We start from the raw sequence: 13,945 nt of genomic DNA, 5'->3' as shown, positions 1-13,945 counted from the left end.
GCAATCATGGGGCTTTTTCATTCCTGCGTACTGCGCGAGACGCGCCGCGTGTTACATCGGCGCCGGCTGGATGATCTCGACCCAGTAACCATCCGGGTCCTTGATGAAGGCCAGGCTCTTCATGCGGCCATCCGTCAGGCGCTTCTGGAAATCGCAGCCCAGCGCTTCGAAACGCTCGCACGCAGCGACGATATCCGGTACCGAAATACAGATATGGCCAAAGCCACGCGGGTCGGTATTGCCGTTGTGATAGGCAAAGTCGGCGTCGTTTTCGGTGCCGTGGTTATGGGTCAGCTCAAGGATGCCCGGAATCGATTTCATCCACTGGGTGCGCTCGGCGGCGTCGGCCGGGATTTGGGCCTTGTCCACCAGGGCGAGGAAATACAGGCTGAATTCGGCTTCCGGGAAGTCGCGTTTTTCAACCAGGGAGAAACCCAGCACGCGGGTGTAGAAGTCCAGCGATTTGGTGATGTCCTTGACCCGCAACATGGTGTGGTTAAACACAAAATTTGCAGTGGCGGTGTCAGGTTGGGCAGTGACGCCCGGGAAGGTGTTCAGTTCGTGCAGGCTCATGGGCCCTCCAGAAAAAATGGGGCAAAGCGGTCCCTTGGCGTGCGGCAAGCATCCGTGCTGCCGGCTCATGATACGCAAGGGCTACCTGCCGCGCCAAATGAAAAAACGCAAGCGGCCCTTGCGAGCGGCGGGTCCGGGGCCGCAAACTTTGCGGCTTGAACCCTGGGCGTTTTTCATAATGATCGAGTTTCGTAAATCGCTGTTGAGTACGTTGTGCCTGATGCTGGGGAGCCCGTTCGTATTGGCGGCCGACCCGGAGATTCATTGGCCCAGCGGCTGGCAGGTCGAAGAAGTCATACCTGACGACGAAGTCCCCGCGAAGGCTCAAACAGTGTCTCGCCAGCGCGCGATCAAAAATGATGAAAACGGCGCAACCCTGATGGTCATGGAGTTGACCGGCACGCCAATTGAAACCGGACATAAAGTTAATCTTCCAGGCGTGTTACTGGAAATGCGCAAATCGATTCAGAAAGATTTCGCCCAGGGCGGTTATCAAAGCGTGTGCAGCAAGATGCATCCTACGACACTGAGTCGCCTTGAAGCGTTGGAGACTACTTGCGTGATAACCGAAAATGGACGGCACGTGTTGTCACAAACATTAGTCGGCGCAGTGGATACAGATAAGGCCTATGTATTTTCTTACGCGGGCCAGGCGCAAGCCTACGAGGCGAGCAAAGACGAAGTCAGTTCGGTGCGCAACAGCCTGAAACTTTGAATCGACCCTTTTTAGTGGTTTTGAGCAAAATGAACGGCTGGTTAAGTTCGCTTTCGAACCGTCAACTGCAAAAAAGCCCCGCATGTGCGGGGCTTTTTTTAGTGCGGAATGATTAACCGCGCAGCCAGGAATCTACCGTGGCAGCGCCGTACTCTTCTTTCCACGCTTTCAGGCCGCGGTGGTTGCCGCCTTTGGTCTCGATCAGCTCACCGGTATGCGGGTTGTGGTAAACCTTGACGACCCGTGCACGGCGCTGCTTTGGCGCTGCGGCGATGGTTGCACCCGCCTTGCGCGGGGCTGGATCAAGAATGGCGATGACATCGCGCAGACTTTTGCCGTAGCTGTCCATCAGCTTTTTGAGCTTTTCTTCGAATTCGATTTCTTTCTTCAAGCCTGCGTCATTCTTCAAGGATTCCAGCTGGGCCAGCTGCTCTTGAAGGGCTTTTTCTGCTGCGCGAAATTCGGCGAGTCTGGACAAAATCTGTACTCCAATAGTGTAGTGGCTGATATCAACTGCAGACAAAGCTATAAGCCAGAAACGTTAACACGACGTCAACGAAGAAGACCCTTCTGCGAGTTCTGCACAGGCAGAAAAATTGTAGTAGTTAATCCCTCTGGAGTAAATCATGTCTTCTGTCCAAATAACAATCTTTCATCGGTTGCCTAACGATTTAATGAACTCATCGCAGGGTAGCGGCTTGCCGAACAGGTAACCTTGTAAGAAATCCACACCTTGGGCGACGAGGTATTCACACTGTTCTGCTGTTTCCACGCCTTCGGCAACAATGCCAAGGTCAAGCTTGGCTGACAGTTCTATGATGCTGTCCAGAATATGCCGTGACAGTGCATCCACACCGATCATGGCGACAAAGCTCTGATCAATCTTCAAGTAGTCGACATTGAAGTTGCGCAAGTAACCGAGGCTGGAATGGCCGGTGCCGAAGTCATCGATCGCGATCATCACCCCCAACTGATGCAGGGCGTCAAACAGTCTGCGGGTGGTCTCGGTGGGCTCGATCAGCTCGCGTTCGGTCAGCTCCAGTACCAAGGTGACCTGGCCGGGCGGGAAGGCTGCGAGAAACTCCTGGCAATCGTTCACCAGTTCGAGGTCCTGGCAATGCCGCGCGGTAATGTTCACGCCAATATGAAAACCGGGGTTGAAGCGTTCGGCATGGGGCGCCAGTTGCGTGGCGGTCTGGCGCAGCAGGGCGCGGGTCATCGGCACGATGAGGCCGGAGTCTTCGGCCAGGGGAATAAACAAATCTGGCCGCACCAGGCCCTCTTTGGGATGTTTCCAGCGCATCAGCACTTCGCAACCGGCCCACTGACGCGTATCACCGCGCACCACGGGTTGGAAATACGGGATAAATTCGTTGGCGCTTAATGCACGTTGCAGTTCGTGGGTGGGTGCCGACGAGCGTTTTTGCAGCCAATGGGCGAGGATGCCAGCCAGCACACCAAAGAACGCCACCAGGCTGAACACCGCCGGATAGCGGGCCTGCATATAACGCCAGGTTTCCCCGGCAGGCATCCCGGCCTCGACGCTGTAGTGATAGCGCGCCGACGCCAGGTGATGATGCGCCACGGCGAACACGGGCACTGCGTCGTTATGCACTTTGCCGTCGGCATCCAGCCAATTGGGCCCGACTTGCAGCACCAAATAGGCGTAACGACTGATCAGGCGCAAGGCATTGGTGAGGTGGTAGCTGTCGATCGAGGCAAACGCGCCTTGCTCACCCTCCACCAGGCGGTAAACCAGTAACGCAGTATCTGGCGTGACAGGGTTGCCATTCATCAACCACAACCGGCCATCCACATAGTCGTCCGGGTTGACCGGCGATTGGTAGTCGCCGCCAAACAGTGAGCTGCAATAAATGTTTTTCTGCCAGGACAACGTGGTGGCGCGTACGAACGGCCGGCGCGTGACCTGTTCGCGCAGCGCCAGTTTCGCCGCGTTATCGCACGGTTTGCCTGCCAATGGCAGCAAATCCCGGGCGGCGAGGGCGGTATTGTCGAGCATCAAATCGAACTGGCGCACTGCTTCCTGAGCCGTTTGTGTGGTGCTTTGTTCAAGTGTGCGTTCAGCTTGCCAGTAAAGAATCGCGACCCCCAGCAGAATCGGGAGCAGTCCACAGGTTGCGCTGATGACGTAACGTGTGGCTCGGCCTCGTGGGCCTTTGGAGGTCAGGGGCATAGGGACAGTCAGTCGCTGAAAAAAAAGGGTATGTGCCGATGATAGATGGCATTGCTCAAGTACGCTCGCTACCGATTGTTGATTCTGGGCTGAGGGCCTATTCACGCGTGTCCCGGGTGCTCAACCAGCCGGCGCGCTTGCTACAAACCTCTTGCACGAAGGAGGGCAATGGGGATTTGATAAGAGTACGGACAAATCTGTTTACGCTGTGTAGAATCGGTTTACGCATACAAGAATATGGACTTGCGCTCACGCAAGCCTCGGCCGTCAGAGACTGATGACACCATGAAGCTACTCGGCTCCCCCCTCATCTTTGGTGACTTCCTCGCCCGCAGCGTGCGGGGTCTTTCCTGTGCGCCACCCTCGAACCTCATCCTTGCTCGCAACTGATCAATTGCTACCTACAAGAATGATGAGGCATCGAAATGACCGACCAATATGAAAACCCGATGGGCCTGATGGGCTTTGAATTTATCGAATTCGCATCGCCGACGCCTGGCACGCTGGAGCCGATCTTCGAGATCATGGGCTTCACCAAGGTGGCGACCCACCGTTCCAAGGACGTGCACCTGTATCGCCAGGGCGAGATCAACCTGATCCTCAACAACGAACCCGGCAGTCTCGCCGCCTACTTCGCGGCCGAACATGGGCCGTCGGTGTGCGGCATGGCATTCCGCGTCAAGGACTCGCAAAAAGCCTACAACCGGGCCCTGGAACTGGGCGCCCAGCCGATTCATATTGAAACCGGGCCGATGGAACTGAACCTGCCGGCGATCAAGGGTATCGGCGGTTCGCCGCTGTACCTGATCGACCGCTTCGGCGAAGGTAACTCGATCTATGACATCGATTTCGTCTATCTCGAAGGCGTTGACCGCAATCCGGTAGGCGCCGGCCTCAAGGTCATCGACCACCTGACCCATAACGTCTATCGCGGACGCATGATCTACTGGGCCAACTTCTACGAAAAACTGTTCAACTTCCGCGAAGCGCGCTATTTCGACATCAAGGGCGAATACACTGGCCTGACCTCCAAGGCCATGAGCGCACCGGATGGCAAGATCCGCATCCCGTTGAACGAAGAATCGTCCAAGGGCGCCGGGCAGATCGAAGAGTTCCTGATGCAGTTCAACGGCGAGGGCATCCAGCACGTGGCGTTCCTCACCGACGACCTGGTCAAAACCTGGGACGCGTTGAAGAAGATCGGCATGCGTTTTATGACCGCACCGCCAGACACTTACTACGAAATGCTGGAAGGCCGCCTGCCGAACCACGGCGAGCCGGTAGACCAGTTGCAATCGCGTGGCATCCTGCTGGATGGTTCCTCGATTGCAGGCGATAAGCGCCTGCTTTTGCAGATCTTCTCGGAAACCCTGATGGGGCCGGTGTTCTTCGAGTTCATTCAGCGCAAGGGCGACGATGGATTTGGCGAAGGCAATTTCAAGGCGCTGTTCGAGTCGATTGAGCGCGACCAGGTGCGTCGTGGCGTACTGACTGCCGAGTAATTCAATGGATAACGAAAAAGCCCGGTTTTTACCGGGCTTTTTTGTGTCTGTTATATCGGGTTGTAATTGCCGGGCGGTGAAATAGGAACAAATGGTTTTTCAAATATCACACAGAGGCGAGGAGCGCAGAAAAACCTGCGCTTCCATTCCGAAGAGGTCCGCTTATGAATGTGAATTGTCCTACCCCTCAACGCCCGATCGAGCCCAGCCTACCAGCGGAACAGACCGAGCCAGTTCGCTATGTGCGTTCATCCGATGATGCAGACCTGGTCAATCAGGCGCGTAAGAAGTTTCTGGATGATGGCGAAACCGAGTTCCTGGGCGACACCCTCAGTGCCGAGGGTTATCAGTTGGTGAAGGCTGTGGTCTCACCCAACAAACCGGGTGCGCCCGGAGTGCAGGTCTCGACATTCGCGGTTGATGGCGCCCAGTCCAATGACATGATGGTGATCAAGCGGGTGCCGCCTACCGAAGATGGGCCTAATCTCGTCCTGTATATGCCGGAAGATGACGTGACCTCGTTTCATGAGTTCAAGGATGCAGAGGAAATGACGGCCTGGCTCAAGGACGTAGCCAATGACCCGACTGAGCGAAAGCGATTTACCCAGCATTTTTCCAATCCTGAAGCACCCAAACAGCAGGAACGGGTCAACAAGCAGTTCGGCGAGTTCGCGGCTGGCGATATTAATGCGGTCGTGGGTAGTTTCGGCCATGAGCGGGGGGATATTTTCGAGCGGTTGAACAAAGACGCCTCGGTCCCACCCGCTCAGGTCGACGGGCTGGTGCGAACGCAGCTCTATAAACTGGAACCAGATGGAAAGGCGTTTTATGTCGGGTATCGGCCAGATGGAGAAGCCATCGTCTATAGCTACGACGCTTATGGAAACTTGCAAGGCGGCGGCCAAAAAAAGGACGCCAAGGCGAGGAGATTTTATTTCGTCCAAAACGGGTTGAACCAAAACAAACCGCTTGAACCCATGACCTTCAACGAGTTCCGCAAGAAAATAACCAGTGTCTCCCTGGACAACGTGCGCGCTAATGACCTAATGGGTCTTTACGACGAGTTCCTGAAGCAACTCAGAAGTCCTGGGCATGGCCTCGCCACCGCGTTGAAAGCGCTGGGTCTTCCTGACAACGTGGCGAATTCCATCGAAACCATCCTGAAAGACCCCATCAAAGGAACGCTGCTTGAATTGAATCACGACAATCGTGTCGGCAAGGTGTTTGGTGTTGATAAGGCAGAGATGGATGCCAACTTGGAAAGGGTGGGCAGTCAAATCCAGAGCAACATCCCCCATTACGGTAAGTGGAGGAAAAGGTTGGAGAACACAGCCGACGTCATTGAACAAAGCGTAGGTACGCCTGAATTACCGACGACCGAAGTCAGGACCTGACTCGACAGAGGGGAATGGATACCCCACGCCATTGCGCCACTTCCATCCAGCCACTCAAGCTCGGTGCTGACGCACTAGATGTTTGAACCCTTCATACACCAGGACCATCACCGCCAGCCAGATCGGGATATAGGTCAGCCATTGCCCGCCTTGGATGCCTTCGCCCAACAGCAGGGCCACCGCCAGCAGCAGCACCGGTTCTACGTAGCTCAGCAGCCCGAACAGGCTGAAGGCCAGCAAGCGACTGGCAATGATGTAGCTCACCAGCGCCGAAGCGCTGATCAAGCCCAGCATCGGAATCAACCCGTATAGCTTGGGATGCACATCGAGCACCGCAAAACCCTGTTCGCCGCTCTGCACAAACCACCAGGCCACCGGCAGCATCAACGCCATATCCAGCCACAGCCCGCCCAAATGATCGGTGTTCAGATATTTGCGCACCACGAAATACACCGGGTAGCCTATGATCACCACCAGCGTTGCCCAGGAAAAACCACCAGCCTGATACAACTCGTTCAGTACGCCCAGCGCGGCAAACACCACGGCGATCTGTTGCAACCGTGACAACCGCTCGCCATAGACCAGGCGCCCGGTGAGCACCATGGTCAGCGGCAGCAGGAAGTACCCCACGGAAACGTCCAGGCTGCGCCCATTCAGCGGCGCCCACATAAACAGCCACAACTGCACGCCGAGCAAGGCAGAAGACACCAGCACCCCGGCGATCAGGCGCGGCTTGGCCGCCAACATCCGCAACAGTTCCCACACCCGCCGCCACTCGCCGCTGACGATCATGAACACCGTCATGCACGGTACTGTAAGCAACATGCGCCAGCCGAAAATCTCCAGACCACTCAACGGTGTGAGCAGTGACGTGAAGTAATACATCACGGCAAACAACACCGAGGCCAAGACCGATAACACAACACCTTTAGACACACTGTCCTCGCGAAAGCCGATTCATATCCAGTTCCAGGAGGGGAGTATGGCGTTTTTTGCGAGAAATAGAATGTGGGCGGGAGTTTGCTCCCACCCACATTTTAATCTCCATGCTATCAGGCAGATTTCAGCCCGCTCGCAACGCCACGCGGCCGGAAACAAAATGGCCCACGTCGTTGAACCCCGGAGTGGACGAGTGCCCGGGCGTGACCAGCGAATCAATGAAGGCCTCATCCTCAGGCGTGATGTTTACGTCCAGCGCGCGAGTGTAGGCATCCCACTGCGCCTCGGTACGCGGCCCCACAATCGCCGAACTCACTGCCGCGTTGTTCAGCACCCAGGCAATTGCGAACTCTACAATCCCCACGCCACGTCCCTGGGTGTATTGCTGGATCAGCTGGGCGATGCGTAGCGACTCCACCCGCCATTCGGTTTCCAGGATGCGCTTGTCCTGGCGCGCGGCACGGCTGCCTGGCTCAGGTGTAACGTCAGGTGCGTACTTGCCACTGAGCACCCCACGTGCCAGCGGGCTGTAAGGCACTACACCCAAACCATAGGCTGCCGCCGCTGTGATTTGCTCGACCTCGGCCTGGCGGTTGACGATGTTATACAGCGGCTGGCTGATAATGGGTTTATCTACCCCCAGGCGCTCGGCCACGCGAATCACTTCAGCGATGCGCCAACCGCGATAATTGGACAGGCCCCAGTAGCGGATCTTGCCTTGGCGGATCAGGTCGCCAATGGCCGACACGGTTACCTCCAAAGGCGTGTCGTGATCTTCACGGTGCAGATAGTAGATGTCCAGGTAATCGGTATCCAGGCGCGCAAGGCTGGCTTCCAACGCATTGAAGATGCGCTTGCGGTTCAGCCCGCTGCGGTTGGGCAAACCATCGGCGGGGCCGAAGCCGACCTTGGTGGCCAGCACCCAATCCTGGCGATTGCGCGCAATGGCTTCGCCGACGATCTCTTCGGAGCGCCCGCCGGTGTAGACGTCGGCGGTGTCGATAAAATTGATACCCTGGTCCCAGGCCTTGTCGATGATACGCAGCGAGTCTTCGGTGCTGGTTTGTTCGCCAAACATCATGGTGCCGAGCGTCAGTGCGCTGACTTTCAACCCGGACTGGCCCAATGTGCGGTAAATCATGCAAAGCTCCTCATTGCAGGCAAATGTGAGTCATGCAATACCAGACCCGACGGCTCTGGAACAAGCCCTGGGCGCATTTCTTCATCCGCGCAGCAATGTCTGGCAGCGGGCCTGTAAAAAACGATGCAGCACTTTCACCCGCTCCGACACTTGCAGACGGTGAGGGCACATCAGGTTGAACGGCGTGGGTTCGCCTTGCCAGTCGGGAAGCAGCGGCACCAGCCGCCCGGCCTGGATGTCTCGGGCCACATCCAGGTTGGCTTTATAGGCAATGCCATGGCCGGCCAGCGCCCAGCGCCGAACGATTTCGCCGTCATCGCTGAGGTAGTCGCCGCTGACTTCGACCTCCTGCAGCAGTGTGCCCTGGCGGAAATACCAGGTGCTATTGGCCTGCCCGCGGCGCATGTAGCGCAGCGTACTGTGCTGCGCCAAATCTGCAGGCACCTGCGGTGCACCGTAGCGCGCCAGGTAGTCGGGGCTGGCGCAGACGATGCGCTGGTGGCCGGGCACCACCGGCAGCGCCACCAGGCTGGAATCCCTCGGCACGCCAAAGCGCAGGGCGATATCGACGGTGTCGCGAAACAAATCGGCATTGCTGTCGTTGAGTAACAATTGCAGGCGGATGTTCGGATGCTCGAGCTTGAACTCATCCAGCCAGCCCAGCAGCACATTGCGGCCAAAGTCCGAGGGAGCGGCCAATTGCAATAAACCACTGAGGCTTTGGCCTTGTTGCTTGATGGCATGTTCGCCTTCGGACAGGGCTTCCAGCGCCACTCGCACGCTGTCCAGATAACGCCGGCCTTCTTCGGTCAGGCGCATGCTGCGGGTGGAGCGGGCAAGCAGGCGGATGCCGAGCCGGGTTTCAAGACGCTTGAGGGCAATACTGGCCGCTGCTGGGGTAAGGCCGAGGCTACGGGCGGCAGCGGTCAGGCTACCGGTGTCGGCGCTGCGCACAAAGACTTCAAGGTCGAGAATCGAGCCCATTGATAAAAATCCTTTAAAGATCTTGTCGTTTTACCCGGATTTTTCACCGATTGCCAAGCTGTGAAGATGAAGGCTCACTTTCTTATCCAGGTAGTTTGCACATGGTCTCTTCTCTGAGCGGTAAAACCGTCATCGTTATTGGCGGCAGCAGCGGTATCGGCGCGGCAGTGGCCCAGGCGGCCATTGCTCGCGGCGCGCACGTGGTGCTGGCCGGGCGTCGCTTGACCTCCGGCATCGAGAAAGGCGCACGCAGCGAACCGGTGGACGTCACCGATAGCGCGTCGTTGCAGCGATTGTTCGAAACGGTGGGGCATTTTGACCACCTGGTCTACACCTCGGGCCCTTCGGTGCGGGCCAAGCCCCTGATCGAAACCGACCTTGACGAAGCCCAGGAAAATTTCAATGTGAAACTCTGGGGCGCGCTGCGTGCGATTCAACAGGCGCTGCCGTTCCTGAATGAACACGGCAGCATCAGCCTGACTTCCGGTCAGTTGGGGCGCAAGCTGGCACCGGGGCAGTTCATCAAGACCGGCATCAACGCTGCGACCGAAGCATTGGGCAAGCAACTGGCCAAGGAACTGGCGCCACGTCGAGTCAATGTCATCAGCCCGGGCGTGATTGACACCCCGGCCTATGCCGGGTTGGCGCAAGAGCAGCGCGTGGCGATGTTTGCCAACGCAGGCGGGGCATTGCCGGTTGGCCGGGTAGGGCAGGCTGAAGAAGTGGCGGCGGGGTATGTGCTGGCCATGGAGAACAGCTTTATAACGGGAAGCATCATCGATATCGACGGCGGCGGGCAGCTGTAACCGCCCACCGCCGGTGCCCTTTGGTTAATGACGGGCCTTGTCCAGTGTAAACGTCCCTATGGCAGTAAACTCAGGCCCGTCATTTCTTCGAAAGGAACAGGCAAACTCACCCGAGCCATGCTCGTCAGTGACTTCTTCGTTCAGTTTCAGCACCCCAGCATGGGCTGTCACCGTCCCATAAGTGTCGAGTCGTTGAAACTGAACGCGGACGTCATTATTGCCGGCCAGGTCATGGATCAATCCCTTCGCGTCGTTATAGACCACGATGGCAAAAATATTCCGAGTCCGCGGCAAGCCGTCATCGTAATAGTCGCCCATGAAGATTCGGCGATCCGGGCGGTGGCCCCCGAAGTCGGAGCTATCAATCCGCAGGTCGGTTTTGAAAGAGTAAGAACCCGGTAGCGGCCCACCCTCGAAAGTCAGGTCCAGTTCACCCTTGGCCGGATACTGGGCGCTGTGAACCATTGACACGCCTGTCAGGTCGACATCACCTTTTGTCAGCGTTATTTGTTTATCGCTACCAAACTGCGCTTTACCCGAGAAAGACGCCTGCATCCGTTCACCGTCGAATGACACTGTTATCTCCCCGGCAGTTGCCCAATAGGGAGAAATGCCCGAGTTTTCATACGCAGAAAAGAGCAACCTGGCGTGCCCATCGGCAAAGCTATAGCTGTGTTCGGTCTCGTCACTCGGTAGCTCAGCGGGAAGATAAATATCAATGCCATAAAAATGGTTGGGCTCTGGCGAGAGACGTTTTGTCGCCACCAAATGCCATATTCCATTTGGCTCCTGGTACATATCCATTTTATCCGCGTCACCTTGGAAGGTCAGGTTGTGCGCGCCTGCTACTGTGACTGTTAACTTACCTTGGGTGCCCTGTGCTGTTTTACTGATCATCTCGATAGCCCTTCAAGAAGTGAAATGAATTCACAGTGAAGGCTAAATGCGATCCAAAAATTTGAATACTGTCAAAAGTGACAGGTATAAAAAGCAAGCCTTTAATTCCATTCAAGGCAGCGTGTGCCGGCGCAAACACCCTCACGCCTTCCAAGAGCATCTGCGCCGTCCCATGGAGGTTAAACCTTGAGCGCACGCGTCATCCGCAAAGCCAACATACTCCCACCCACAATCACCGCCGCCAGCAGGTACAACGCCACATCGGTTGAACCAGTGGCATCTTTCACAAAACCGACGATATACGGGCTGAGAAACCCCGCCATCTGCCCCATGGAGTTGATCAACGCCAAGCCACCCGCTGCGGCACCGGCACTGAGCATGGCGGTGGGCACCGGCCAGAACATTGGCAGGCCGGTAAGTGCACCCATGGTGGCGATGGTCAAGCCAAGGATGGCGATGGCCGGAGTGGTGGCGAAGTTAACCGCAATCACCAGGCCGATGGCGCCCATCAGCATCGGCACTACCAAGTGCCAGCGGCGTTCCTTGCGCAAGTCAGCGGAGCGGCCCACCAGCAGCATGAACACCGCCGCCAGCAAATAGGGGATCGCGCTGAGCCAGCCAATCACCAGGTTGTCGCTGAACCCCAGGTTCTTGATGATCGAAGGCAGCCAGAAGTTGATCGCATACACGCCGCTCTGGATGCAGAAGTAGATCAGGCCGAACGCCCAGATCGCCGGGTTCTTGAAGACTTCGGCCAGCGAATCGCTGGTGGTTGCGGGCTTGTTCGCCAGGTCCGTGGCCTGGTCGGCTTCCAACACTGCGCGCTCATGGGGCTTGAGCCACTTGGCATTGGCGAAGCTGTCACTGAGCAGAAAGTAGGCGAGGGCGCCGAGGATCACAGTCGGGATGCCCTGCAGCAGGAACATCCACTGCCAGCCCGCCAGGCCACCTTGGCCGGCTGCGAAGTGGTTGAGGATCCACCCAGAGAACGGGCTGCCGAGCAAGCCGGACACCGGGATTGCCGACATGAACAGCGCCATGATCCGCCCACGGCGGAAGGTCGGGAACCACTGCGAGAGGTACAGCACCACGCCGGGGAAGAAGCCGGCTTCAGCGGCACCGGTAAACAGGCGTAAGGTGTAGAAATGCGTCGGCGTGGTCACAAACAGCAAGCAGGTAGACAGCGTCCCCCACACGATCATCATCAACGCGATCCAGCGCCGTGGGCCGAACCGGGTGAGTGCCAGGTTGCTCGGCACGCCGCACAGCACGTAGCCGATAAAGAAAATCCCGGCGCCCAGGCCGTACACGGTTTCGCTGAACTTCAACGCATCGAGCATCTGCAGCTTGGCAAAGCCAACGTTTACCCGGTCGAGGTAATTGAACAGGTAGCAGATAAAGATGAAGGGGATCAGGCGCAGGGTGATGCGCTTGTAGATGGCGTTTTTATCGTCATCGCTGGCCAGTGCTGCAGTGGCGCTCTGTGGCATGGGATTCTCTCTTTATTATGATTTTTCGCGGCGCGAGGGTAACGTTGACCGCCCCAACAGTCTCGGCGACGTAATGGGCGACTGTCTTTGTGCCGGCGCACAGCGAAGCCGCGTTTGCGCTGTGCCGGTGAACAACCCGTCTTTTCAGGAAATTAGCCCCATGTTCGAGTTGGATCATGACTTGGCGCAGGAGATTGTCGATCGCACCATGGCAATCCTGCCGTATAACGTCAACGTCATGGACAGCCAGGGCCTGATCCTCGGCAGCGGTGAGCCGGAGCGTATCAATACTCGTCACGAAGGGGCGCAGTTGGTCCTGGCCAATGGCCGGGTGGTGGAAATCGACGGGCAGACCGCCAAGCACCTCAAGGGCGTGCAACCGGGCATTAACCTGCCGCTTATGCACGATCAGCGGCTGATCGGCGTGCTGGGCATTACCGGCGAACCCGATGGCCTGCGCACCTATGCCGAACTGGTGCGCATGACGGCTGAAATGTTGGTCAGCCACCGCCATCAGCAAGCTGAGCAGCAATGGCGACGCCAGCGTTGCGATGATTTGCTGGCCTTGCTGCTGGCCGACAATGGCGACTCCCCCCGCCTGGTGGACGAAGCCCGGCAACTGGGCCTCAAACCGCATCTGGCGCGCACGCCATACCTGTTCGAACTGGGCCCGGGCCAATCGGCAGAAGCCTTGAGTGCCTGGCTCACCAGCCGCTATCCCGACAGTTGGTGCGTCAGCCCTGCGCAGTTCTCCCTGCTGTGGTGCCGGCCTGCCGCTGTGCAGGTCGATAATCCGCGTTTGCTGGAAAAGCTCGACGGCCTGGGTTGGACTATCCTGCGTGTTGCGGTTGGCGGGCAAGCGGATGGCTTGCCAGGGCTGCGCCGCTGTTACCGCAGGGTCAGTGATCTACTTGCCTATGGCCGCGATCTCCTGCCGCAAACACGCCTATTGACCCTCACCCGTTATCGTCTGCCGGTCATGCTCTGGCGTCATCGCAACGACGACGCGCTGGACGAGCTGCTCAACCCATTGCGCAAGGTGCTGGCCAAGGATAGCAATGGGCAACTGCTGGCGACCTTGCGCAGTTGGTGCGAGCACGACGGGCAAAGCCAGGCGTGTGCCGATGCCTTGGGCATCCACCGCAACAGCTTGCGTTACCGCATGGAGCGTATTGCCGAACTCAGCGGCGTCGACCCGCTGACCCTCGACGGTATGCTTACCTTATACCTGGGCGTGCAGTTGTTGCCTCAGCCTCTGGAGGCGCAGGCTTTGTAGAAATGACCAACAAACCCCACCTGCACTTGTGCAT

The 13,945-nt window shown here is 57.6% G+C and carries 13 protein-coding genes; 5 read left to right on the top strand and 8 right to left on the bottom strand.

Annotated features, from left to right (window positions below; all coding sequences use genetic code 11):
* Positions 1-51: 51 nt before the first annotated feature.
* Entirely contained in the window at positions 52-573 is a 522-nt protein-coding gene (gene gloA / locus E4O98_RS18000) for a lactoylglutathione lyase (RefSeq protein ID WP_005788230.1), read from the bottom strand.
* Between the two features lie 178 nt (positions 574-751).
* Here gloA and E4O98_RS17995 point away from each other — a divergent pair, with 178 nt between their 5' ends.
* Positions 752-1,288 carry a DUF4946 domain-containing protein gene (locus E4O98_RS17995; RefSeq protein WP_078821338.1) on the top strand — a complete coding sequence of 179 codons (537 nt, stop codon included), beginning with the start codon at positions 752-754 and terminating at the stop codon, positions 1,286-1,288.
* A 112-nt stretch (positions 1,289-1,400) separates the two neighbouring features.
* Here the strand turns inward: E4O98_RS17995 and E4O98_RS17990 are convergent, their stop codons facing one another.
* Both E4O98_RS17990 and E4O98_RS17985 read right to left on the bottom strand, forming a co-directional pair.
* Entirely contained in the window at positions 1,401-1,766 is a 366-nt protein-coding gene (locus E4O98_RS17990) for a histone-like nucleoid-structuring protein, MvaT/MvaU family (protein WP_032875443.1), read from the bottom strand.
* 174 nt (positions 1,767-1,940) lie between these two features.
* A complete protein-coding gene (locus E4O98_RS17985; RefSeq protein WP_248135821.1) occupies positions 1,941-3,482 on the bottom strand; it encodes an EAL domain-containing protein in 1,542 nt (513 codons plus the stop codon).
* Positions 3,483-3,907: 425 nt separating this feature from the next.
* Between E4O98_RS17985 and hppD the strand changes: the two genes are divergently transcribed.
* Both hppD and E4O98_RS17975 read left to right on the top strand, forming a co-directional pair.
* Positions 3,908-4,984, top strand: a complete 1,077-nt coding sequence (gene hppD, locus E4O98_RS17980; RefSeq protein ID WP_032875438.1) for a 4-hydroxyphenylpyruvate dioxygenase — start codon at positions 3,908-3,910, stop codon at positions 4,982-4,984.
* 164 nt (positions 4,985-5,148) lie between these two features.
* On the top strand, positions 5,149-6,378 hold the full coding sequence (locus E4O98_RS17975) for a DUF6543 domain-containing protein (RefSeq protein ID WP_177464517.1): 1,230 nt from the start codon (positions 5,149-5,151) through the stop codon (positions 6,376-6,378).
* Between the two features lie 54 nt (positions 6,379-6,432).
* Here E4O98_RS17975 and rarD read toward each other — a convergent pair whose 3' ends face one another.
* The 3 genes from rarD to E4O98_RS17960 all read right to left on the bottom strand — a co-directional run bounded on the left by rarD (position 6,433) and on the right by E4O98_RS17960 (position 9,442).
* Complete coding sequence (gene rarD / locus E4O98_RS17970) at positions 6,433-7,314, bottom strand: EamA family transporter RarD (RefSeq protein WP_248091349.1); 882 nt, start codon at positions 7,312-7,314, stop codon at positions 6,433-6,435.
* Positions 7,315-7,441: 127 nt separating this feature from the next.
* Positions 7,442-8,458, bottom strand: coding sequence for an aldo/keto reductase (locus tag E4O98_RS17965; RefSeq protein WP_005788244.1), 1,017 nt, complete (start codon positions 8,456-8,458; stop codon positions 7,442-7,444).
* An 81-nt stretch (positions 8,459-8,539) separates the two neighbouring features.
* On the bottom strand, positions 8,540-9,442 hold the full coding sequence (locus E4O98_RS17960; protein WP_078821340.1) for a LysR family transcriptional regulator: 903 nt from the start codon (positions 9,440-9,442) through the stop codon (positions 8,540-8,542).
* A gap of 101 nt (positions 9,443-9,543) precedes the next feature.
* Here E4O98_RS17960 and E4O98_RS17955 point away from each other — a divergent pair, with 101 nt between their 5' ends.
* Positions 9,544-10,248, top strand: coding sequence for an SDR family oxidoreductase (locus E4O98_RS17955; RefSeq protein WP_223018334.1), 705 nt, complete (start codon positions 9,544-9,546; stop codon positions 10,246-10,248).
* A 24-nt stretch (positions 10,249-10,272) separates the two neighbouring features.
* Here E4O98_RS17955 and E4O98_RS17950 read toward each other — a convergent pair whose 3' ends face one another.
* On the bottom strand, positions 10,273-11,145 hold the full coding sequence (locus tag E4O98_RS17950; RefSeq protein ID WP_103735147.1) for a hypothetical protein: 873 nt from the start codon (positions 11,143-11,145) through the stop codon (positions 10,273-10,275).
* Between the two features lie 179 nt (positions 11,146-11,324).
* Positions 11,325-12,635: an MFS transporter gene (locus tag E4O98_RS17945; protein WP_032875421.1), complete on the bottom strand. Its 1,311-nt coding sequence runs from the start codon at positions 12,633-12,635 to the stop codon at positions 11,325-11,327.
* 160 nt (positions 12,636-12,795) lie between these two features.
* On the opposite strand from E4O98_RS17945, the gene E4O98_RS17940 reads away from it, so the two are divergent.
* Positions 12,796-13,911 carry a sugar diacid recognition domain-containing protein gene (locus E4O98_RS17940; RefSeq protein WP_032875418.1) on the top strand — a complete coding sequence of 372 codons (1,116 nt, stop codon included), beginning with the start codon at positions 12,796-12,798 and terminating at the stop codon, positions 13,909-13,911.
* Positions 13,912-13,945: the final 34 nt, after the last annotated feature.

It is taken from the genome of Pseudomonas sp. W2Jun17, from assembly GCF_023127795.1.
GTDB classification, from domain to species: Bacteria; Pseudomonadota; Gammaproteobacteria; order Pseudomonadales; family Pseudomonadaceae; genus Aquipseudomonas; species Aquipseudomonas synxantha_A.
The sequence above is the reverse complement of the archived record's forward strand: the minus strand, read 5'-3'. Positions and strand labels throughout refer to the sequence as shown.